This window comes from Sphingomonas sp. IC-11 (genome assembly GCF_021043365.1).
Lineage (GTDB): Bacteria > Pseudomonadota > Alphaproteobacteria > Sphingomonadales > Sphingomonadaceae > Sphingomonas.
The window spans coordinates 64,138-85,540 of the sequence record NZ_JAJNDU010000004.1 but is presented as its reverse complement, the minus strand read 5'-3'; the positions used below and the strand labels follow the sequence as shown (position 1 = coordinate 85,540).

19 protein-coding genes and 1 tRNA gene are annotated in these 21,403 nt (G+C 65.1%); 4 read left to right on the top strand and 16 right to left on the bottom strand.

The features are described 5' to 3' along the window. The first annotated feature begins 66 nt into the window (after positions 1-66). Positions 67-1,344, top strand: a complete 1,278-nt coding sequence (locus LQ954_RS12725) for a pectate lyase family protein (protein WP_231023466.1) — start codon at positions 67-69, stop codon at positions 1,342-1,344. 37 nt (positions 1,345-1,381) lie between these two features. Here LQ954_RS12725 and LQ954_RS12720 read toward each other — a convergent pair whose 3' ends face one another. Beyond that, positions 1,382-2,182 (bottom strand): hypothetical protein, encoded by an 801-nt coding sequence (locus LQ954_RS12720; RefSeq protein WP_231023464.1) that lies wholly within the window; start codon positions 2,180-2,182, stop codon positions 1,382-1,384. Positions 2,183-2,372: 190 nt separating this feature from the next. Here LQ954_RS12720 and LQ954_RS12715 point away from each other — a divergent pair, with 190 nt between their 5' ends. Then, positions 2,373-3,965: a hypothetical protein gene (locus LQ954_RS12715; protein WP_231023462.1), complete on the top strand. Its 1,593-nt coding sequence runs from the start codon at positions 2,373-2,375 to the stop codon at positions 3,963-3,965. Here LQ954_RS12715 and LQ954_RS12710 read toward each other — a convergent pair. The 9 genes from LQ954_RS12710 to LQ954_RS12670 all read right to left on the bottom strand — a co-directional run bounded on the left by LQ954_RS12710 (position 3,940) and on the right by LQ954_RS12670 (position 15,080). Further along, positions 3,940-4,950 carry a glycosyltransferase family 2 protein gene (locus tag LQ954_RS12710; RefSeq protein ID WP_227772609.1) on the bottom strand — a complete coding sequence of 337 codons (1,011 nt, stop codon included), beginning with the start codon at positions 4,948-4,950 and terminating at the stop codon, positions 3,940-3,942. The two genes, LQ954_RS12715 and LQ954_RS12710, sit on opposite strands and share 26 nt — an antisense overlap. Further along, positions 4,947-5,900, bottom strand: coding sequence for an NAD-dependent epimerase/dehydratase family protein (locus LQ954_RS12705; RefSeq protein ID WP_231023461.1), 954 nt, complete (start codon positions 5,898-5,900; stop codon positions 4,947-4,949). Before LQ954_RS12705 ends, LQ954_RS12710 begins: the two co-directional genes overlap by 4 nt. An 8-nt stretch (positions 5,901-5,908) precedes the next feature. After that, positions 5,909-7,132, bottom strand: a complete 1,224-nt coding sequence (locus tag LQ954_RS12700; protein WP_231023459.1) for a class I SAM-dependent methyltransferase — start codon at positions 7,130-7,132, stop codon at positions 5,909-5,911. A 26-nt stretch (positions 7,133-7,158) separates the two neighbouring features. Beyond that, on the bottom strand, positions 7,159-8,379 hold the full coding sequence (locus tag LQ954_RS12695; protein ID WP_231023458.1) for a DegT/DnrJ/EryC1/StrS family aminotransferase: 1,221 nt from the start codon (positions 8,377-8,379) through the stop codon (positions 7,159-7,161). Next, positions 8,370-9,530: a CDP-glucose 4,6-dehydratase gene (rfbG, locus tag LQ954_RS12690; protein ID WP_231023457.1), complete on the bottom strand. Its 1,161-nt coding sequence runs from the start codon at positions 9,528-9,530 to the stop codon at positions 8,370-8,372. The genes LQ954_RS12695 and rfbG overlap by 10 nt, the downstream gene beginning before the upstream one ends. Next, the gene (rfbF, locus tag LQ954_RS12685) at positions 9,523-10,338 is read right to left on the bottom strand and encodes a glucose-1-phosphate cytidylyltransferase (RefSeq protein WP_227772604.1); all 816 of its coding nucleotides are present in this window, start codon (positions 10,336-10,338) and stop codon (positions 9,523-9,525) included. Before rfbF ends, rfbG begins: the two co-directional genes overlap by 8 nt. Positions 10,339-10,574: 236 nt before the next feature. Beyond that, a complete protein-coding gene (locus LQ954_RS16275) occupies positions 10,575-11,756 on the bottom strand; it encodes a glycosyltransferase (RefSeq protein WP_227772603.1) in 1,182 nt (393 codons plus the stop codon). 106 nt (positions 11,757-11,862) lie between these two features. Continuing rightward, on the bottom strand, positions 11,863-14,352 hold the full coding sequence (locus tag LQ954_RS12675) for an ABC transporter permease (RefSeq protein ID WP_231023454.1): 2,490 nt from the start codon (positions 14,350-14,352) through the stop codon (positions 11,863-11,865). Further along, positions 14,349-15,080, bottom strand: a complete 732-nt coding sequence (locus LQ954_RS12670; protein WP_227772601.1) for an ABC transporter ATP-binding protein — start codon at positions 15,078-15,080, stop codon at positions 14,349-14,351. Before LQ954_RS12670 ends, LQ954_RS12675 begins: the two co-directional genes overlap by 4 nt. A gap of 26 nt (positions 15,081-15,106) precedes the next feature. Here LQ954_RS12670 and LQ954_RS12665 point away from each other — a divergent pair, with 26 nt between their 5' ends. Beyond that, a complete protein-coding gene (locus tag LQ954_RS12665) occupies positions 15,107-15,745 on the top strand; it encodes an arylesterase (protein WP_443026630.1) in 639 nt (212 codons plus the stop codon). A 41-nt stretch (positions 15,746-15,786) separates the two neighbouring features. Here the strand turns inward: LQ954_RS12665 and LQ954_RS12660 are convergent, their stop codons facing one another. From LQ954_RS12660 to folK, 6 genes are all read right to left on the bottom strand, one after another. Beyond that, complete coding sequence (locus LQ954_RS12660; RefSeq protein WP_269142313.1) at positions 15,787-16,065, bottom strand: DUF3861 domain-containing protein; 279 nt, start codon at positions 16,063-16,065, stop codon at positions 15,787-15,789. Between the two features lie 54 nt (positions 16,066-16,119). Further along, positions 16,120-18,336: an aldehyde oxidoreductase molybdenum-binding subunit PaoC gene (gene paoC, locus LQ954_RS12655; protein ID WP_231023452.1), complete on the bottom strand. Its 2,217-nt coding sequence runs from the start codon at positions 18,334-18,336 to the stop codon at positions 16,120-16,122. A gap of 4 nt (positions 18,337-18,340) precedes the next feature. Continuing rightward, a complete protein-coding gene (locus tag LQ954_RS12650; RefSeq protein WP_231023451.1) occupies positions 18,341-19,291 on the bottom strand; it encodes an FAD binding domain-containing protein in 951 nt (316 codons plus the stop codon). Further along, complete coding sequence (gene paoA, locus LQ954_RS12645) at positions 19,288-19,926, bottom strand: aldehyde dehydrogenase iron-sulfur subunit PaoA (protein ID WP_227772597.1); 639 nt, start codon at positions 19,924-19,926, stop codon at positions 19,288-19,290. The genes LQ954_RS12650 and paoA overlap by 4 nt, the downstream gene beginning before the upstream one ends. Before the next feature lie 176 nt (positions 19,927-20,102). Further along, positions 20,103-20,178: transfer RNA gene (locus LQ954_RS12640), tRNA-Lys, on the bottom strand. Further along, entirely contained in the window at positions 20,169-20,672 is a 504-nt protein-coding gene (gene folK, locus LQ954_RS12635) for a 2-amino-4-hydroxy-6-hydroxymethyldihydropteridine diphosphokinase (RefSeq protein WP_227772596.1), read from the bottom strand. The genes LQ954_RS12640 and folK overlap by 10 nt, the downstream gene beginning before the upstream one ends. 23 nt (positions 20,673-20,695) lie before the next feature. Between folK and LQ954_RS12630 the strand changes: the two genes are divergently transcribed. After that, complete coding sequence (locus LQ954_RS12630) at positions 20,696-21,355, top strand: uracil-DNA glycosylase (protein ID WP_231023450.1); 660 nt, start codon at positions 20,696-20,698, stop codon at positions 21,353-21,355. Positions 21,356-21,403 lie beyond the last annotated feature (48 nt).

The window sequence follows — 21,403 nt, the reverse complement described above, 5'->3', positions numbered from 1 at the left end:
CTGCCTATTCTGCTGCTGACAGCGCCCTTGTCGAGCTGCGATGCGCAATCCTCGCAAACCAGGAACGTGGCCGCGCTTCAGCCGGTGTCACAGGACGCGCCACTCGCCTTCCCGGGCGCAGAGGGGTTCGGGCGAGCGGCGAAAGGCGGGCGTGGCGGGCGGATCCTGGCTGTCACTACATTGGCCGACGCGGGCCCGGGTTCCCTGCGGGCCTGTATCGATGCCGAGGGACCAAGGGTCTGCGTGTTTCGTGTGTCCGGCCTGATCCGGTATACCAGCGTGCGGCCGATCATCCGAAACCCCTACATCACCATCGCTGGTGAGACGGCGCCCGGAGACGGGATCATCCTCGCGCATGCGGGCGGCAAGGGCGCCACCACGCCCTTCGTCGTGAAGAACACCCATGATGTGGTGGTCCGGCACATCCGCGTGAGGAACGACCGGGATGGCGAGCAGCGAGCGTCGGACAGCGCGTTCATCATCGAGGGGAGCAGGGACGTCATTCTCGATCACGTCAGCGCCAGCTGGGCGCGGGACGAAAATATGGGGGGATATGCCCAGAATGATCGGGTGACGATTTCATGGTCGATCTTCGCGCGCGGCACGCCCCGGCATGACAAATGCGCCCTGCTGTCCAGTGATCCCAAAGGGCCCCAGCAAGTCAGCTTTCTGCACAACCTTTGCGCGCATAACGGCGATCGCAACCCCGACGTGAACTTCGCGCCGGGAAGCTGCGTCGAGGTAGTCAACAACGTCCTTTATGATGCCGCGCTGCAATTCACCGAAGTGTGGGAAAGCTACGGCGGGACGCCCGCCAATGTGGTGGGCAATTATTATCGTCGCGGACCGAGCACGTCCGAGGTCGCTTATGTCCTTGATCGGCCGCGGGTCGGCTCCAAGGGAGAGGCGCGGATCTTTTTCGATGGCAATGTCATGGATGGTGCCGGCCTGATCGTGGCACCCGTGGCCGAAGAGGCGCGCGTGTCGGCGCCGGTTTGCCCGCTGACCGTGGTGCCGCAACCGGCACGCGAGAGCTACACCCAGGTGTTGGAGGGGGCCGGCGCCATGCCGCGCGACGGGGTGGACCAGCGGATCATCTATGAAGTTCGCACGCGGACGGGGCGGATCGGGATGCCGGATCGGACGTTGCCGGTGCTTGCGCCAGGCACGCCCTATCGCGACTCCGATCGGGACGGCATGTCGGACGCTTGGGAACGGAGCAACGGGCTGGACCCGACTCGCAACGACGCGTGGCAGGACCGCAACGGCGATGGCTGGGCGAACCTGGAGGCTTTCCTCGATTACGCGCATAAGGCCCGACTCGCGGGCAAGCAGATCGAGTAACCGCCAGCCTGCTCCCGTCGGCTCGCGGTGTGCCGGATCAGGCGGATCGTTCGCTGGCGGTGAACAGATCCTCCACTTCCGAGCCGGCGCCATAACGCTCGACGACCTCTAGCTCGCCATTAGCGGCAACCCGAGAGAGGGTGCCGTGATGATCAGCGGCATTGTGGGTGCGAACGACCAGCAGCCAGGCGCCGGGCCCGCGTAGATAAGTGCGGACGTTTGCGACTGCCTTCGCCATCTCTTCGGCGGAGAAATAGTGGCGGTTCAGCAAGTTCGCGGCCCGGATCAGATCGAAACGGCCGATCAGGCCGGGGTTGAGCCGGGTGACGTCATCCTCGATCAAGGTGACGTTCTTCATCCGCGCGAGGTGGGGGGAGACGAGGGCAACCGGCGTTCCGGCGGGTGCGTGTGTCACGTGCGGGCCGAGCAGCCGGTTGGTTGCATTTCCGAGCGCGGCCATGCCGGTGACATAATCGAGCCGCCGCCGCCAAGGACGGATGGGAGCGCCGAACACGTCATATTGAAGAACATGCCCGCCAGGCTCGACCAGCGCGCGGCAGCCCCAGGGGAGAGAGACGAGATTGGCGTGGATCAGCCGATCAGTCCCAGTCACCCGCGGGAGCTGCCCCGCCTGGCGCAGTGCATTGATCAACTCGATTGTCGTCGTTCCCGAGGAAATGCCGAGGTCGAGCAGCTCGGTGATACGGCTGCCCGACGCCGCCAGCCGTCGCACGACCTGCGCGTCGACCGCTGCCATCCGGCCCGCCTCGGTTCGCTTGAAGGTGGCATTGGCGGTCTTGAGCGAACCAAAGAAGCGCGCCTCGTAACGCTTTGACACGCGTTCTAGTGGTCGGCCGAAAAACTGGGTTGCGGTAGGCACGGACCCTCCGTCGCGCGATGAAACATGACTGTCCGAAACTAGGCCAGAGGCGCGCGCCGCGCGCCGGTTCGGACGGGCTAACCCGCCTGAACTCTGCACCATGGAATGTTTGTATCTACACCATGGGGCAAGTTCAGGAGCTCTACACATGCAGGACGCGCCGATCATCGTTGCGGAAAGCCCGCGGCCCAGCGTGAGCGAGCAAAGGGTCCGGTTCATCACGGTGATGATCGCTTGCGGCGCGCTGTTGCTGGTCATCGCGCGCGTTCTGACCTTTCCGCTGAAGCGCGATGAGCAATTCTACATCATGGGCGGGGTGCTTTTCTCTCCGGGCATGTACGAGAACTTCGGCTTCAGCCACCTGCCAAACCTGCCGTTGCTGTTCAGCATCGTCTTCGATGCGCTTGGTACCACCCATTACGTGCTGGTTGCCCGCCTGATCATTGCGGTCGGCTGGATCGCGGCAACGCTTGCTGCGTGGCGTATCGGGCGGGACATTGCCGGCAGCACGTCGGCCGCAGCGATCATCATGGCGGCGCTACTGTTCAACCCCGTGTTTCTTGACCAGACAGGGATGGCGGCCACCAACAATTTCCTGCCGGTTCCGCTGATCCTGTGGGGATTGTGGGCGTTTGTCCGGTCGGTCGACGAGGGCGGCCAGCCCAAGCTGGCGTTCCTGACCGGCCTGCTGCTTGCGACGGCGGCCGGGATGAAGGCCAATTACGCCGTGGTCATCGCCCCGATGGGCGCGGCCGCTCTGTTGATGCCGGCTCAGCTTCCCTGGCGCCAACGGCTGGTGCGGTTCGCGCTGCCGATGGCGGTGGGAGCCATCATTGGATTGCTGCCGACCCTGTATTTTCTGGCGCAGGATCCCGCGAGTTTCTTCGTTCACACCGTCAGCTTCCATCGAGGGCCACAGCTTGGCTTCTGGTCCCAAATCTCACGCGAAGCTGCGCCGGCGATCACGCCACGCGCCAAGTTCATCGTGGCAAGCGGTGTCTGGCTGGGCGGTGCCTCGCTCGTCCTGATCGCGGTCTTGATCTACTCGGCCGTGCAGGCGCGGCTGTTGCGATCACGCGACGGGATCCTCGCGACCCTGCTGGCCATGCTGTTCCTGGCAGCCGCAATCTCCTTTGTGCCGACGCCCGCGTTCAGCCAATATTATACGCTGCCGATCCCGTTCCTGCTGATGGTATTCGCCGTAACGGTACGCCGGATGAGCGTGGCGGAGCGGGCATTGGCCGCGCCGGTGTTCTGGTCTGCCGCAGGTGCAATCACGCTGGCGGGAATTCCGGTGACACTGCCCTCGCTATTGGACGGGGTTCGTCCGCAGCGCTGGACCGGAATTGCGGTCCATCGCGAGGCGGAGAAGATCGCGGCTCTGGTGCAAGGACCAGGCCCAATCGCCACCGCCGGGCCGTTGCATGTGGCGGAGGGCGGTGGCAGCGTCTATCCGCAGCTGGCGCTCGGGCCGTTCGTCCTGCGTGCCATGGAGTTCGTGCCGGCAAACGAGCGCGCCTATTTCCGTCACCCGGAATCACGAGCGGCCATGGACGAGGTGTTCCGGCAGGCGAGACCGGCCGCGGTCCTGACCGGCTTCGACGCAACGCTTGATCCGGGACTGGCGGCGTTTGCGATCAAGGCCGGTTACCGGGCGGTCGCCCTGCCGCCGCGCCGATCTGGCCGCGAGGATCGCGACGGAAGCGTCCTCTATGTCAGGCCGGGCGGCGCTGCTCGGTAGAAGCGGGGCGCAGCGGCACGACTTCCGGATCAAGCGACAGCGGCCCCGCACCATTGAGTTGAACCTCGACGATGGGTGCGGGCCGCCCTTTGATCTCCAGGAACATGCGGCCGAGATATTCGCCGATGATGCCGAGGAAAACGGCGTTCAGCGTGATACCGAGCAGCAACAGAATGGTGGTGGTCGCAAAACCTGCCGGCCATTGCTGCCCGAACAAGAGGCGGCCGGCGAGGTAGCCGACCATCAGCAGAATGGTAGCGACGCCGACAGCGATGCCGACGCCCGACGCCATCCGGAGCGGCACCAGCGAATGGTTGAGCAGGCCGTCCATGGCAAGCGCGACCATCTTGCGCATCGGGAACTTACTGTGACCCGCAGTGCGAGCGACGCGATCATAAGCGAAGCCGACCTGGGAGAATCCCATCGAACTGATCATGCCGCGAAGATAGGGGCTGGTGTCCCGAACGGAGCGGAGTTCGGCCAGGATCCGTGCATCGACGAGCCGGAATTCTCCGGCGTCGATGGGGAGATCATCGTCGCTCAATGCGCTCAACCCGCGATAGAACAGGCGGCGCGCGGCGGCGACTGGCGCGGGATCCGCCAAAGAGCGCCGGATGCCGTAAACCACCTGATGCCCCTGGCGCCAAAGCGCCAGCATCTGCGGGATATGCTCGGGCGAATCCTGAAGATCGCAATCGATCTGTACTGAGCAGGCGCCGCGCGCGTTCTGATATGCGACCAGCAGCGATCGCTGGTAACCGTAGTTGCGTGCGAAGCGGATCACCCGCACGCGGGGATCCCGGCTGGCGAGATCACGCAAGATCGGAAACGTGCGATCCGTGGAATGATTGTCCGTGAAAATGATCTCGCACGCGTAATCAGGCAGCTGATCGAACACAGTGGTGATCGCGTTATACGCCTTCTCGGCGTTCTCCTCCTCGTTGAAGGCAGGAACGAGGACGGAAACAAGCGTGGCTTCGGTCATGCCGCTACCTTTTCGTTGCGCAGCGCATCGACCGTGCGCCGCAGCCCGGCTTCCAGAGAATAGCAGGCGCGCCAGCCCAGGGTGGCGAGCGCGCGGGCAGTGTCACCGAGCACCACTTGGGGCGCCATGTCCGCGCCCCATCCACCGCGATCATCGGCGATGCGGATGAGTTGAGGGTCGGATCCGCAGCAGCGGGCGACGATCTCGGCAGCTTCGGCCATGGTGGGGGCAATGCCGGTGGAGAGATTGACCAGGCCGGCAGCGGGATGATCCGAGCGAGCCGTGGCTATGAGCCCGCTTACCACATCCTCAACGAAGATGAGGTCACGGCGTTGTTCGGGAAACCGGATGAACGCAGGCTCGCCCGCGAGACACCGCTCGATCAGCCACGGGATCAGGAACGTGGTGGCCTGATGCGGGCCATAGGTGAGGGCCAGCCGTGCGGTCCGCACGGGAAAAGGCAAATGGCGCCCGATCGCGGTCGCGAGTTGGGATGCCGCCACCATCGTGCCGGCGTAAGCGCTCTTCGGCCGTTCACGCTGGCTTTCCCGCGACGGGATCGGCCCGTCGCCATATTCCGCCAATGTGCCCGCGCGCACGAACGCGCGCGGCGGGGCAGGAAGGGCGGCGGCGGCCGACAACAGGCCGAGCAGTACATCGAGATCCCGAACAACGGTAAGCCGATCATTGGCAAGATCAGGGGTGGGCGTGCGGCCGGTGGAGGTAGCGAGATGGTAGACGATCGTCGGTGAAATCTCTGCCAGCTTCTGACGAACGGCGGGATGATCGGACAGGTCGAGCCGGTGGACCGTGGTGCCGGGAACCAGCCGGTGAATGGCGGTGCCCGGGCGGACGAGCGCGTGTACGGACGCGCCCTCCGCCACGTGGCGGGCCGCAAGCGCGCTGCCGATGAAGCCCGCCGCGCCGGTGATGGCGATCCGGTCCACCATGGCCGGCGCTACGACACTAGAACGGGCTCGGGCAGCGGCACCAGGAACCGGCCACCACGTGCCGCAAAACCCGATTGCTGCGCCCGGATTTCATCGAAGAAATTCCATGCGAGCACCATCAGTACGTCAGGCTGCTCGGTCTCGATTGCGTCCGGAGAGCGCACCGGGATCTTCATGCCAGGCGAGTAGAGACCCTGTTTCAGCGGATTGCGATCAACCAGGAAGTCGAGATCTTCAGCGCCGATGTTGTAGTAATTAAGAAGCGTATTCCCTTTGGCCGGGGCGCCATAGCCAGCGACCTTCATCCCCTGAGCGCGCAGGTCACCGAGCATGGTCGTCAGACGGCGGCCGATGTCGGCAACGCGATCGGCAAACGCGTCATAGGTGGCTGCGACCAGCATACCGCCGGCTTCCTCCTCCTGCAGCATGTCGGCCACTGCCGGAGTAGGCGTGCTGGTGCCGCTGCGCTGCAGGAACACGCGCATCGATCCGCCGTGAACGGGGAGGCGCGTAACGTCCACCACTTCCAGATCGAAGAAAGCCCCAAGTTTCTGGATCGAGAGCAGGCTGAACTCGGAGACATGCTCCTGATAGATCGTGTCGAACTCGTTGCGCTCCAGCAGTTCCTTCGCCCAAGGCACTTCGATCACGAACGTACCGTCTGCGGCGAGCAGATCGGCGACACCCGACATGAAGCTGTGGAGATCACCGATGTGATTGAAGGTGTTGGTGGTAACGATCACCTTCGCCTGGCCAGTGTTCGACACCATTTCCGTGGCCGTTTCCGGACCGAAATAGGCGACGTGCACCTGCACACCGCGCGAGGCCGCAATCTCCGCAAGGTTGGCGGCGGGATCGACGCCCAGCGTCTTGCAGCCCAAGGCGTTGCACGCCTGTAGCAGCAATCCGTCATTGGCGCCGATGTCCACGATAAGGCCGTCGCCGGCGCGCTCCGACAGAACCTTCGCCAAGCCGCCGAAGTGGGTGTGCATCGTGTCGGCGCCCGAGGGCACGTAGAGATAGTGGCGGAAGAAATCCGCCGGGATCTGGTCCGCCACCTGGATCAGGCCGCAGTGGAGGCAGGCCTGGGTGTTGAGCGCGAAGCTGGGTTGATGGTCACCCAACTCGCTTTCGCGCACGAACATGTTGGCGGGCGGATGGTCGCCCATCGGCAGGAACAGATAGGGCTGCGGCGCAAGGCAGGCACGGCAGGTGTTGAGGCGGTCAGTCATGAAAGGTCCCCCCGTTCTTGTAGATGTCAGGCAATCTTGAGCTCAGGCGCGGCCTGGTTCGGCAGCTGGCTGGCGAATTCCTCGAAGCAGCTGTGGATGTAGTCGATCTCGGCGTCCGTCAGGCCGTGGTGGCAGGCGAGCAGGATGCCGCCGCGCATCACGCCATCCGCCACGGGATAGCCGCCTTCCGCCGTGCGGACCTCGACGTTCATCATCGCCGGCTGGCGCAGGATGTTGCCGGTGAACACTACGCGGGTCTGGATGTTGCGCTCCTCCAGGAAGATCTGAAGCGTGCGGCGGTCGAACGGTGCGTCTTCCCGGATCGTGAGCGCAAGCGCGAGCCAGCCGGTGCGCGCCTCGGGCAATTGCTCGGGAAGAATGAACCAGTCGGCGTAACGCTCGAAGAAGGCGCGGTGCCGGGCGAAGTTGCGCTCGCGAAGGGCGATGTTGTGATCGAGTTTGTCGAGTTGGACGAGGCCGAAAGCGGCGCCCACCTCCGAAGGCTCCAGGTTGTAGCCGAGCTCCTCGAACACGAACTTCGCGTCGTAAGGGATGCCCTGCAGCGACACGTCGAAGCGACGGGCGATGCTTTCCGAATCCACGAATAGCGAGGAGGAGCGGCCCCACGAGCGCAGCAGCCGGGCGCGATCCGCCAGCGCATCATCGTTGACGCAAAGCATGCCGCCGTTGCCGGCCGCGTTGATGACATGGCTGCCATAGAAGCTGGTGGTGCTGATGTCGGAACGGGTGCCGGTGCTCGTGCCCCGCAGTGTCGCGCCGAGCGTGTCGGCGCTATCCTCGATCACCACCAGATTGTGGCGTTTGGCGATCGCGTGCAGCTTGTCCCAGTCCGGCAGGTTGCCGATGAGCGACGGGACCATCATCGCCCGGGTGCGCTCGGTGATCAGCTCCTCGATCTGATCTTCGTTGATGTTGTACGTGCCTTCACGCACATCGACGAAGACCGGGACCAGGCCTGCGCGGATGATCGGCGCGACCGTGGTGACGAACGTCAGCACCGGAGTGATCACTTCGCTGCCCGGCGGGAGCTTCAGCAGTTCCACGGCCAGGTAATTGGCCGAGGAGCCGGAGTTCACCATGATGCCATGCTTCTTCTCGAAGAGCGCGGCAACGCGGGATTCCATCTGCCGGACACGCGCGCCCATCTGCGTGGAGCTGCGCAGCACCTCGACGACGGCGGCAATCTCCGCCTCGCCGTGTACTGTCTGACCGTAGTTCACGCGCATGCCGCAATCTCCGTGGATGATTCCAGAAAAGGATGGGGGACGGGGCGCACGAGGCCCGTGTCCCGGGTGTAAAGATCGATCTGTCGCTGGGTGTAGGCGCGCATGTCGGTGCCGCCGCGAAGATAGGCCTTGTACCAATCGACCGTCAGCGAAACCGCGGCTTCGAAAGACAGGCGCGGTTGCCAGCCAAGGATGGTCCGCGCCTTGGTGCTGTCGAGGCGCAACACGCCGGCCTCGTGTGGCGCGGCGACCTCCTGGCCATAGCGAATGTCCGGAGCGCCGGCGCCCCAGCAGTCCACAAAGGTCCGTGCAAACGTGCCGACGTCGACAGCCTCCGCGGGATCAGGGCCGAAGTTCCAGGCACCTCCGGCGGATCGATCGCCCTCCAGCAGCGCGGTCGCGACCTGAAGGTAGCCGGCCAAGGGTTCCAGCACGTGCTGCCAGGGCCTGATCGCCAGCGGATTGCGGATGGTGAGCGGCAAGCCGGTGCTCGCCGCCCGGACAATATCCGGAACCAGCCGGTCGACAGACCAGTCTCCGCCGCCGAACACATTACCGGCGCGTAGGGTGGCGACCAGCGGCGCACCCGGCCCGCTGAAATAAGAGCGGCGAAACGCGTCCGCGACCAGCTCCGCGCATCCCTTGGACGCACTATAGGGATCGGCCCCGCCCATGGGATCGCATTCGCGATAGCCCCAGGTCCATTCCCGATTGTCGTAGCATTTGTCGCTGGTGACGATGACGATCGCGCGGAGCGACGGCATCCGACGTGCCGCGTCCATGATCGCCGCCGTGCCCATGACGTTCGTCTGGAAGGTGCCGAGCGGGTCTGTGTAGGACGGGCGGACTAGGGATTGTGCCGCAAGGTGGAAAATGACCTCGGCATCAACGCCGGCGAGTGCCGGGACGAGCGCTGCCGGATCGCCGATGTCGGCGATGCGGTGATCCAGCAATTCCCCGACCCGGGCCGCTTCGAACAAGCTGGGTGCGCCGTCGCACGGGGGGAGCGCGACGGCGCAGATGTCGGCGCCCAGTCGCCGGAGCCAGAGCGCCAGCCAACCGCCCTTGAAGCCGGTGTGACCCGTCAGCAAGACCTTGCGGCCGGAAAGCGCCTGACCCGCCCGGTGGTCGGCGGCCGTTGCCTCACGCATTGGCTGCGATCCGCCCCGTCACCGAACCAGCGCTTTGATCGAGGGGGCTCAACCACGGCGCTTGCCCGGACACACATAGTCCCGAGAGATGATCCCGATCGCGCACCGTATCCATCGGGTGCCAGAAACCGTGGTGGCGATAAGCGAACAGCTCGCCATCCTCCGCCAAGCGAGACAAGGGGCCCTGCTCAAGCGGCTCGGCATCGCCGGACAGATAATCCAGCACCTCCGGCTCGAAGACGAAAAACCCGCCGTTGATCCAGGTTTCGTGCTTCACGACCTTTTCGGTGAACTCCGAGACGCGATCGCCGGTGAGTTCGAGGTTGCCGAAGCGGGCCGGCGGCTGAACCGCCGTAACGGTGGCTAGCCCGCCGTGACTGCGGTGAAAGTGCAGGAGCGCGTCGATGTCGATGTCGCCGACGCCGTCCGAATATGTGCAGAAGAAGGGTTCGTCCCCAATCCAGTCCCGCAGTCGAAGCAGGCGCCCGCCAGTCATGGTGGTCTCGCCCGTGTCGACCACGGACACGTTCCAATCCATCGTTTGGCTGGAACGCAGCGCGATGGCGCCATTGTTCACATCAATCGTGAAGTCGTTGGCCATGAAATGAAGATCATGGAAGAACTTCTTCATGATCATCGCCTTGTATCCGCAGGCAACGACAAAATCGTGGAAGCCGGCACGGGCGTAAATGTCCATGACATGAAGGATGATCGGTCGGCCGGCGACCTCGACCATCGGCTTGGGGATCCGGGTCGTTTCTTCCGCAAGGCGCGAGCCGAGCCCGCCCGCAAGCAACACCGTTTTCATGGCCTGGGCCTCCACTGCCAACGGTGTTAGATTAGCCGCGGCGGGGGAGGCTGCGCATGGGGGCACTCGGGTAGCGCACTAACCCGTGCGGATAGGCCCTTCGGAGCGCCCTCCCAACCCCATTTGGAACCAGTGCGGGCGACGATTTGTGGGCGCGCAGACACATGGAACGCGCAAGCCGCGCGAGGTTTCCCTGGCTGGTTTTTTCAAAACCGATTTCGTCCGTGGACAGCCGATCAGGCGAGTGCCGCAACCTCTTGCGGACAGGCCTGCTCGGCCGTCGGCACCAGTTCATCATAGATGGCCATCACCGCGGCTGCATGACGGTGCGCACCGAAATGATCGAGCGCATGAGCGCGGGCGGCAATCGCCAGCCGGCGATATTCTCGATCGTCGGACAGCAGGCGAAGCGCGGCCCGGGCCATTGCGGCGGGATCGTCCAGCGGCACGAGCGGGCCCAGCCTACCGTCGCACAGCGCCTCTATATTGCCGCCCGAGCGGGTCGCGACGACCGGGGTGCCTACCAGCATGGATTCGATCAGAGTTCGTCCGAAGGGTTCGTGCTTGGCTGGCACCATCAACAGGTCGCACCCTGCGATCCAGCCCGCGCCGGGATAGCGGTAGCCCATCAGACGAATAGCATTCGCCACCCCGAGCCGTTCCGCGTGGGCCATCAGCTCCGCTTCGCTGATGTCCAGCGGGGTCCCGAACAGCAGCCCGAAAACTGGGCGATCGGGATCCAGATCGCGCAGTGCGGCAATCATTTCGACGAATTGGAAGGGCCGCTTGCGCGCGATCATGACGCCGAAGAACCCAAGGAATCGGGTGTCAGGAGAGCAGCCCAATTCCGCCACAAGAGCGGCCCGCTGCGCCGATCGATCGACCTGTACCTCCGTGTCAAAGGGGCTGTGGATCACTTGCGTCCGGACCTTTCGGGTATCCAAACCACCCAGCGCGAATGCCGAGACGGAGACAATGGCATCGGCAATGCGTGGCGCAACGAGGCGCAAGCCGCGAGCATCGGGGCCGCTGCGGTGGTGCCAGACGAGGCGGGCTCCGGCGAGTTTTGCCGGAGCGGCCCAGATGGCGTGAGTTCGTCCATCATTGGTGTGGACTATGTCGGCCCCGACCTGACGAATCATGTCGGTGCAGGCACGCGAGGCACGGGCGATCGCAACGGCGTCGCGAAGGCCGGCTCTTTCACCGTGCCGAAGGGAAGGAAGAAAACTCGCGTGTCGCACCGGCACGTCTGCCGTCCACATCAGGCGAGCAATCTCGCCGTCCTCCTGCTGAACGATCACGACGGGTTCGAAGCGTTCGCGATCCAGGTTGCGCAACAGGCCGTGCACGGAGATGTGGCTCCCGCCAATCGCGTCCCCGCAAAAGGGGAAACAGATCCTCGTCCGTCGCCGTGCCACGTTTGCCCCTCAGCCTGTGCCCGATCCTGCTCTACTCCACGGCGGCGCGGTGACTTCGGGCGAATAGGAGTTACGCAATAGTCGGCGTCACGTGCGCGGAGGAAGATCAGCCTGACCGCAGCCCCGATGCCGGTGTCGCGCGCAAGGCAGGCAAGCTGCTCGCCACGCCGATGCCAAGCGTGGTCACGATTGATGCAGCCAATGTGCCGGCAATTGCCAGCCAATCCGGCGCCCAGTGCAGTTCAAGGACAGCGGTGACGACGTACCAGCCAGCTAGGGTCCCAAGCAGAAACGCGACCATCGCGAGGAGGAAGGCGAGAAGGGCATATTCGATCGCTTGTCCTGCGAGAAGCTGTCGGCGGCTACCGCCCAGGAGCTTCAGGACGACCGTGTCGTAGCGCCGCGCCTGGCCGGATGCCGTGACCGCGCCGACGAGCACCACGATTCCGGCGGCCACCGTTACAGCGGCGGCCGCCCGGATCGCCAGCGCGATACGGCCCAGCAATTCGCTGACCTGACCGATCACATCGCCGGTGCGAAGCATGGTGACGGACGGAAGTGCCTCGGCAACGCCTGTGGCGACGGCACCGTCGCGCGTGGCCGGCGCGTAGACGCTGGCCAGCAGGCTGTGCGGCGCTTCCTCGATGTAGCCCGGCGAGAAGATCAGGGCGAAGTTCAGACCAAGCCCCTGCCAGTCAACCTTGCGCAGTGCGGCGATCCGTGCCGGGATCTCGACGCCAAGCACCGCAACGGTGACAGAGTCACCAACCTTCAGCCCGAGGAGTTCGGCGGCGCGATCCTCCAGCGAGATCAACGGCGGACCCCGATAGTCGGCGGGCCACCACTTACCGTCCACCACTTCGTTGCGAGGCGGCACGGTTGCCGACCAGGTGATGGTGCGATCGCCCCGCAGGATCCATGCGCCCTCTGGCAGTGTCTTCATGTCTGACACGCGTTGACCCTTCAGCGCGACGATCGAGCCGCGCAGCGATGGAACCGCCTCGATCGTGGCCGTAGGAGCGGCTCGACGCACGGCGGAACGGAAAGTCGGTTCGTCCTCTGGCTGAACATCGATGGCGAAGAAGCGTGGCGCCTTGGCAGGAGCGGTGCTTGCCAACTCGTTGGACAGGCTCGTGTTGATCGCCGCCAGCGCCACGAACAGCGAGAAGCCGAGCCCGAGTGCGACCACCAGGCGATCGGTCTGAGCACCGGGACGATGAAGGTTCGCGAGCGCCAGGCGCATAAGCGGCCGGCGCGGACGGGGGAGGCGAGCGAGGAGCCAGCGCAGCCCGGCCCCCAGCAGCCAGAGCAGCACCACCAGCGCGCCTGTTGCCGCGACGAAGCCGAGAGCGATCGCGCGATCGCTGGCGGTCAGGACGGCCAACGCGACCAGCGCTGCGAGGAGGATCGCCATCGCCAGCAACACGGCGATGGTCGGGCGGCGCGCCACCGAGACCTTGTCGCGCAGGAGGCTGGCAGCAGGAATAGCGCGGGCACGGGCCAGCGCCGGAAGGGAGAAGAGAAGCGCAACCAGCAGGCTGAGGCCGGCCGCGACCAGCAGCGGTGCGGGGTAAAACGAAAGCTGCGGCGGGATCGGCAGGGCGCTGCCCGCCAACGTCCCGACGATCCACGGCACGGCGGCACCGAGGGCGAGGCCTGCGGCTATGCCGATGCCAGCGACCAGGCCGATCTGGAGCAGGAACACGGCGGCGATCGTGCCCGAACGCGCGCCCAGCACCTTGAGGGTCGCGATCATTCGCCCCTTCCGCTCAAGATAGGCGCTGACGCCGCTGCCGATGCCGATACCCGCGATGGCCAATGCGGCAAGACCGACGAGAAGAAGGAATTGTCCTAGCTGGTCGATGCTGCGCTTGACGTTGCCGGCGGCGTCCTGCGGCGTTCGCGCGGCCCAGCCGGCGCTGGGATAGCGCCGGACGAGGGCCTCGCCGGTTCGGTCCGGATCGAGGCCCGGCCGCAGCAGAATGCGGGTGCGGCTTTGATAAAGGCTGCCCGGTTGGATCACTTGAGTGGCGTCCAGTCCTGCCATGTCGACAAGCGCCGTCGGCCCGAAGCTGAAGCCAAGGGTATCGGGCTCCGTTGCGATCACGCCCATGATCCGCATCCAGGAAGCGCCGATGCGTACCTGATCGCCGACCTTCAGGTTCAACCGTTCGGCAAGCGCCGGAGCGATCGCGATATTTCGTCCGCGCGGGCGGGATGCAAGAGCACCAGGAAGAAGCTCCAGCCGCCCGATCAATGGCCAGCGTTCGTCGACGGCGCGCAGGTTGATCAGAGTCGATGCGCCGCGAGCGCGTGTCTGCGCCATGGTGTTGACGGCAACGCTTTCGGATGTGCGGCCATAACTGGCGAAAGCCGCGCTTTCCTCAACGGTCGGCCGCCGCTGTGACACGCGCAGTTCCAGATCGCCGCCCAGCAAGCGGCGGCTCTGCGCGTCCAGGGCAGCGGTGATGGATGATGAAAGACTACCGATCCCCGCCAGCGCCGCCGTGCCGAGAAACAGGCAGACGAGCAGAAGCCACAGGCCGCGCCCGCCCGCGCGCAAATCACGAACGGCAAGCCGCCACGCGTTCGTCATGCCGGGCGGCTATCCCTGACGATCTGCCCGTCAGCCAGGGAGATCACCCGGCTGCACCGCTCGGCAAGGGCGGGATCGTGGGTGATTACGAACAGCGTGGCGCCGGTTTGCGTGTGACGGTCGAACAGCAAGTCCATGATGGCTGCCCCCGTCGTGCCGTCGAGATTGCCGGTCGGCTCGTCAGCGAACAGGAGCGGCGGGCGCGGCGCGAGCGCGCGTGCGATGGCGACGCGTTGCTGCTCGCCTCCGGAAAGCTGCGCGGGATAATGAGTGAGGCGATGGCTGAGGCCAACCGCGTCAAGTTCTGCCTGCGCGGTGGCAAAGGCATCGGGCTGGCCGGCGAGTTCCAGCGGCACTGCCACATTTTCCAGCGCGGTCATGGTGGGAAGCAAGTGAAACGCCTGCAGGATGATCCCGATGCGACCGCGACGCGCAACCGCCAGTTGGTCTTCGTTCAGCCGGTCAAAGTCGAGGCCGGCGACGCGCACGCTCCCGCCGCTCGGCCGCTCCATGCCGGACAGCAGAGCCATCAGCGACGACTTGCCGGATCCCGATGGGCCGAGCAGCGCCACGCTGTCACCTGACCGAACCGACAGATTGATCCCGCGAAGGATTTCAGTGCGGGCGGGCGCACGACCCAGCGCCAGCGTCAGATTGCGCGCTTCGATGACGATGCTATCGCCGTTGGCGGGGGAGGGGGCTGGCGAAGGAGAAGCGGATGCTGTCACATACGCGCGGATACAGGGCGATCGGGGTGGCTGTCCAACTGCTGCTTGCCGCTTTCCTGCTGGGGGCGATTCCTGCCGCGGCGCAAACGCCGGCCAGCAAGCAGGCTCCGCTGGTTTGGGCATTCGGCGATAGCCTGACCGCCGGATATGGCCTGCCGCCCGCTCAAGGCTTTCCGGTGCGGCTGCAGGCCGCGCTGCGCCGTTCGGGCGTCGCTGCCACCGTGCGGAACGGCGGCATCGCCGGCGACACCTCCGCTCAGGGGCGGGCGCGGCTTGCCTGGGGGCTTCGCGGGCTTGGTCGCAGGCCGGATCTGGTGATCGTGGAGCTTGGCGCGAACGACATGCTGAGAGGCATGCCGCCAAGCGCCACGGAGAAGAACCTGGACCTGATCCTGCGCGAACTGAAGCGGCGCGATATCCCGGTGCTGTTCGTCGGCATGCGGGCCGCGCCGAACCTGGGCGCCACCTATCGCCGGGCATTCGAAACCCTCTATCCCCGGCTGGCGCAACGCCACCGGGTGCCGCTCTATCCATTCTTCCTGGAGGGAGTGGCAGGCAATCAGGCGTTGTTCCAGGCGGATGGCCGCCACCCTAATGCGCGTGGGGTCGAGATCATCGTGAAGCGGATCCTGCCCGCGGTTCGGAATGCTCTGCGGAAACGGTGAAGCCGCTCCCGCCTTCTCCGAAGCGCAGCAGCGCCGCGGCATCAGGTGCCGGGCGTAGACTTCAGGGCCTTCATGAAGTGCGCTATCGCTGGCTGAAGCTCACTGAATAGCGGATGCTTGCGATGCCGCAGCATGGTTTCGGTGAAGAGTTTGAGGCCAATGGCGAAGCTCGCAGCCTCGTCGTCCGGAACGATGTTCTTGCTGCGGATCCGGTCGGTGATGGCGAAGAGCTCATCGTGATTGCTCGTTTCGAAGACAAGCGGTCCGCCGGTGTTTTCTTCGCCGATCGCTTCCACGGTCACGCGATAATGATGTGCCATCGGGATTGTGCCCTCGCGAAATGCGCTGCCGGAGTGACCCGGAAAAAACGGTGATCAGGCGACGTCGGGGAGTCGATCCAGGTATTTGTCCAAGGTGATCGGATAGTCGCGCACCCGAACCCCGGTGGCATTGTAGATCGCGTTGGCAACCGCCGCGCCCACGCCGCAAAGCCCCAGCTCCCCGACCCCCTTTGCCTTCATCGGATTGGCCCGTTCATCTGCTTCATCAAGGAAGATCACCTCCTGATGCGGGATATCGGCATGAACGGGCACTTCGTAGCTGGCGAGATCATGATTGACGAAGAAGCCGAAGCGTTTGTCGACAGCCAGTTCCTCCATCAGGGCGGAACCCACCCCCATGGTCATCGCGCCGATCACCTGGCTGCGCGCCGCCTTGGGATTGAGGATCCGCCCGGCTGCGCAGACTGCCAGCATCCGCCGAATGCGCGTCACGCCGGTATAGACGTTCACGCCGACTTCCACGAAGTGCGCGCCAAAGGTGGAAAGCTGCCATTCCTGGCCAAGCTTCCCGAATTCGATATGATCCTCGGCGAGCAGTTCGCCGGCAGCCGCAGCGTCCCGAAGCGATGCGGAGCGATTGCCGCTTGTGACCTGACCTGCTTCGAACACCGCGTCGGCCGAGTTGAAGCCGAGCCGCTGCGCCACCTGGTCCCGGAGCTTCACACAGGCGGCATAGACGCCCGCAGTGGAGTTGGCGGCGCCCCACTGGCCGCCTGAGCCGGCCGATGCCGGGAAGGCAGAATCGCCGAGCTTCACCACCACCATTTCAGCCGGCACGCCCAGCATCTCGCCCGCGGTCTGGGCGATGATGGTGTAGCTGCCCGTGCCGATGTCGGTCATGTCGGTTTCGACCGTGACCGTGCCGTCGCGTCCCAGGCGGACCCGCGCCGCGGATTTGGTGTTGAGGTGGTTACGAAAGGCTGCCGCAACACCCATGCCGACCAGCCAGTGTCCGTCGCGAACCTGCGCCGGCGTCGCGTTGCGCTTGCTCCAGCCGAAGCGTTCGGCCCCGTCACGAAGGCAGCGGACCAGCTGACGCTGAGAGAAGCGGCGCTTCGGGTTCTCGGGATCGACTTGCGTATCGTTCTTGATGCGGAACTCGATGGGATCCATGCCAAGCTTCTCGGCCATTTCGTCCATCGCGATTTCGAGAGCCATCATGCCTGGTGCCTCACCCGGCGCGCGCATGGCATTTCCCTCCGGCAGATCCAGCACTGCCAGGCGCATCGCCATCATCCGGTTGGGGCCGGCGTAAAGCAGCTTCGTCTGCTGAACTGCAGTTTCCGGACCGCCATCCGGCAGATCGCCCGAGCCGCTTTCATGAGCGATGGCGGCGATGGTGCCATCCTTACCCGCGCCAATGCGGATACGCTGGTGCGTGGCCGGACGATGGGTCGTGTTGTTGGTGATGAAGGGGCGGGGCAGGGCAACCTTGACCGGCCGCTTGGCAGCCTTAGCGCCCAGTGCCGCCATGATCGCATCCGCGCGGACGAACAGCTTCCCGCCGAACCCGCCACCGACATACGGGGAGATCAGGCGCACCTTTTCCGCCGGCATGTTCAGCGTGAGGGCCACGTCACGCCGGCTCCAGGCGATCATCTGGTTGGACGTCCATAGCGTCAGCTCGTCGCCGTTCCAGGAGGCAATGGAAGCGTGCGGCTCCATCATCGCATGGGTGTGATCCGGCGTCCAATATTCCGCATCGAGCTTTACCGGGGCAGCGGCAAAGGCCTCCTCGAACTTGCCGACCCGGTCGATTGGTGGCGCGCTGCTGTTTGGCCCGCCCGATCCACCCACCAGTGGGGCGACCTTCAGTTCCTCCGTCAGATCGTAGCGACCGCTGGCACGAGCATAATCGACGCGCACGAGGGACGCGGCAGCGCGCGCCTGCTCGAATGTCTCCGCGACCACCAATGCGACGGCCTGATGGTAGTGATCTACCTCCGGCCCGGCGAGCAGCTTGGCGGTGTTGTTCTTGCCCTTGCCCAATGCGCCTGCATCGGCGGCGGTGACGATGGCGATCACGCCGGGAGCCGCCTTCGCCGCCGCTGTGTCGATACGGGTGATCCGCCCCTTTGCCACGCTGGACCCGACGATGCAGCCGTAAGCGACGTCCGCGATATTCTTGTGCTCATAGGCATAAGGAGCCAGGCCGCTTGTTTTCAGCGGGCCGTCGATACGGTCATGCGATCGGCCGACCACCTTCATGCGGTCGATGGGGTTGATGCCCTCGGCGGTTTCGAACTTCATGAGCTTAGGCCTTGGCTTGGGCGATGACGGACGCCAGCGCGCGGGTCGCGAGCGGGAGCTTGAAGGCATTGTCGCGGGTAGGCGTGGCGCCCTGAAACGCGCGCGCGGTAACGGCAGCGGCGCCGTTGGGCAGCAGGGACTCCGCCTCCGCCACACGCCAGGGCTTCGGTGCTACGCCGCCAAAGGCAACCCGGCCGGTTCCGTCTGGCTGGATCACGGCTGCGACGGAGACGAGCGCGAAGCCGTACGAAGCGCGATCGCGAACCTTTTCGTAGAAATGCTTGCCACCAAGGGGCGGTGGCAGGACGACATGGGTGATGAGTTCACCCGGCGCCAGCACGGTATCCTGTTCGGGCTTGTCATCCCACAAGCGGTGGAATTCGGCGATCGGGATCGACCGGCGCTTGCCCTTGCCATCGATCGTTTCGATCACGGCATCAAGGACTCGCAACGCGACCGGCATGTCGCCCGGGAACGTGGCAATGCATTTGTCCGAGACGCCGATCACCGCCAACTGGCGCGAATAGCCGCCAATGGCCGCGCAACCGGTGTTGGGCTTGCGCTTGTTGCACGGCATATTGGTGTCGTAGAAATAGGGACAGCGGGTACGCTGAAGCAGGTTTCCGGCCGTTGATGCCTTGTTGCGGAGCTGTCCGCTGGCGCCGGCAACGATGGCGCGGGCCAATACGGCATAGTCGCGCCGCACGCGTTGATCAGATGCCAGCTGCGTGTTGGTGACGAGAGCGCCGATCCGCAGGCCGCCGTCGCTGGTCTGCTCGATCCTGTCGAGGTCCAGATCCTGTACGTCGACCAAGTGAGTAGGCGTCTCCACCTCGATCTTCATCAGATCGAGCAAGTTGGTGCCGCCGGCGATGAACTTTGCGCCGGGTCTGCTCGCAACGATGCGGGCTGCGGCCGCGGCATCCGTCGCACGTTCGTAGGTGAAGGGCCTCATGCCTTGGCCCCCGCCACTTCAGCCATGGCGTCGGCGATGTTCGAATAGGCGCCGCAGCGGCATATGTTGCCGCTCATCCGCTCGCGCAATTCCAGCGAAGTGAAACCCGGCGTGGCCGCGATATCCGCCTGCACGTGGCTGGGTATCCCGGCCTTGATCTCCTCCAGTACGGCGACTGCCGAGCAGATCTGGCCAGGCGTGCAATAGCCGCATTGATAGCCATCATGCTTCACAAAGGCGGCCTGCATCGGGTGCAGCCGCTCCGGCGTGCCCAGGCCCTCGATCGTGGTGATCGAGTCCCCTTCATGCATCACCGCAAGACTGAGGCAGGCGTTGATACGCTGGCCATCGACAAGGACCGTGCAGGCACCGCATTGGCCATGATCGCAGCCCTTCTTCGTGCCCGTGAGTTGCAGGTGCTCACGCAATGCGTCCAGCAAGGTCGTGCGCGTATCCACCGATAGGGAATGCTGTTGACCATTGACGGTGAAGCTGACGGACATCATCGGCGGCTCCGTTGCTGTAATGGCGGGCCGGGTAGCGCCCCGCGCTGGCGTGTTGGCGACCGCCACCGTTGCCATGCTCCCGGCGAGCAGCCCGCGGCGCGACACTCCGGGCTCGAGAAAGTCCGACATGGACTGCACTTCCTTCTAAACTGGCGACTGGCGGCACAGCGGCAGACGAAAATAAGCCGGCCGAGCGGCACAACGCGCAAGATGGCAGTTGGAGCCAAGCCTGCTCGTCCCCGCGCCCCAACGGGCGTGGATGAGCGGTCAGCGAGTGGATTGCCGAGATCAATCTACGGGATCGCTGGTGGGTCCGCCGGGGCTCGAACCCGGGACCTCTCGATTAAAAGTCGCTTGCTCTACCGACTGAGCTACGGACCCGCACCAGCGACGACGCGCCTAGGCACAGACCGGCGGCGGGTCAACCGGGCATGCAACTGAACCATGGTGAGGCCAGTCACGGGATCGCGCCATGCCGGCGCGAGCCGGACGAGTGGTGCAAGCACGAAATCGCGCGTGCGGAAGGCGGGGTGAGGAACCTTGAGATCCGGTTGGTCGACCTTGCCGCCGGACCACAGGATGATGTCCAGGTCGATCACCCGGGCGCCCCACCGCCGGCCGCGACGGCGGCCAAACTGCCGCTCGATAGCCTTCAGCGCGCGCAGGAGGTTGGCTGGTGACAGTGACGTGCTGACAATGGCGGCCGTGTTCGCGAAACGGCGAATGGATGGCCCTACGGGGGCACTGGTGATGATCGGGGCGACCGACACGACGCCCGGGAGCGCGCGAATCGCCGCAGCGACTTCGGCGGCGGGCGCACCATGGCGCCCCCTCCGATTTGATCCCAACGCCACGACATAGGTTGAGCGCATCATGCCTAGCGGCCTATCGGGCGCGGATGAACTTTGCACCTTCTCCGTTGCCGGCGAGCGAACCGCCGCGCGACTGCCCGCTATGTCCGCGCCTCGTGGGGTTTCGTCACGCGCTCCAGGCCGAATATCCCGAATGGTGGAATGCGCCGATCCCGGCATTCGGCGATCCGAACGCCTGGCTCGTGATCGTGGGTCTGGCCCCGGGCAAACATGGTGCGAACCGTACCGGCCGGCCCTTCACGGGTGATTACGCGGGCGAGTTGCTGTACGCGACGCTGGCCAAGTTCGGTCTGAGCGAGGGACAGTTCGAGGCGCGGCCAGACGACGGGCTGCAATTGCGGGGCGCAATGCTGGTCAACGCCGTCCGCTGCCTTCCGCCGGCCAACAAGCCAACGCCGGAGGAGATACGCACCTGCCGTCCGTTCCTTGAAGCGCCGCTTTCGGCCTTGCCCAATGCGTCCGTGTTCATCGCCCTGGGCCAGATCGCGCACCAATCGGCGGTGAAGGCGCTCGGCGGCAAGTTGCCGAAGGCGAAGTTCGGCCATTTGGCAGAGCATCGAATGCCGGACGGGCGCATATTGATCGATAGCTACCATTGTTCGCGGTACAACCAGAACACGGGCAGGCTTACCGCCGCCATGTTCGAGGCGGTGTTTGAACGCGCCTTGGCGTCACGGGAAACCTAGCGCGAGAGAGTGCCAGCAGGAGGCGCCGGAAAGGGGGAGGAGCCCTTT

Coding starts and splice junctions, on each gene's coding strand:
- LQ954_RS12715 (WP_231023462.1), top strand. CDS start 2,373: ATGCAGGACGCGCCGATCATCGTTGCGGAAAGCCCGCGGCCCAGCGTG.
- LQ954_RS12710 (WP_227772609.1), bottom strand. CDS start 4,950: ATGACCGAAGCCACGCTTGTTTCCGTCCTCGTTCCTGCCTTCAACGAG.
- LQ954_RS12705 (WP_231023461.1), bottom strand. CDS start 5,900: ATGGTGGACCGGATCGCCATCACCGGCGCGGCGGGCTTCATCGGCAGC.
- LQ954_RS12700 (WP_231023459.1), bottom strand. CDS start 7,132: ATGACTGACCGCCTCAACACCTGCCGTGCCTGCCTTGCGCCGCAGCCC.
- LQ954_RS12695 (WP_231023458.1), bottom strand. CDS start 8,379: ATGCGCGTGAACTACGGTCAGACAGTACACGGCGAGGCGGAGATTGCC.
- rfbG (WP_231023457.1), bottom strand. CDS start 9,530: ATGCGTGAGGCAACGGCCGCCGACCACCGGGCGGGTCAGGCGCTTTCC.
- rfbF (WP_227772604.1), bottom strand. CDS start 10,338: ATGAAAACGGTGTTGCTTGCGGGCGGGCTCGGCTCGCGCCTTGCGGAA.
- LQ954_RS12675 (WP_231023454.1), bottom strand. CDS start 14,352: ATGACGAACGCGTGGCGGCTTGCCGTTCGTGATTTGCGCGCGGGCGGG.
- LQ954_RS12660 (WP_269142313.1), bottom strand. CDS start 16,065: ATGGCACATCATTATCGCGTGACCGTGGAAGCGATCGGCGAAGAAAAC.
- paoC (WP_231023452.1), bottom strand. CDS start 18,336: ATGAAGTTCGAAACCGCCGAGGGCATCAACCCCATCGACCGCATGAAG.
- LQ954_RS12650 (WP_231023451.1), bottom strand. CDS start 19,291: ATGAGGCCCTTCACCTACGAACGTGCGACGGATGCCGCGGCCGCAGCC.
- paoA (WP_227772597.1), bottom strand. CDS start 19,926: ATGTCGGACTTTCTCGAGCCCGGAGTGTCGCGCCGCGGGCTGCTCGCC.
- folK (WP_227772596.1), bottom strand. CDS start 20,672: ATGATGCGCTCAACCTATGTCGTGGCGTTGGGATCAAATCGGAGGGGG.
- LQ954_RS12630 (WP_231023450.1), top strand. CDS start 20,696: ATGAACTTTGCACCTTCTCCGTTGCCGGCGAGCGAACCGCCGCGCGAC.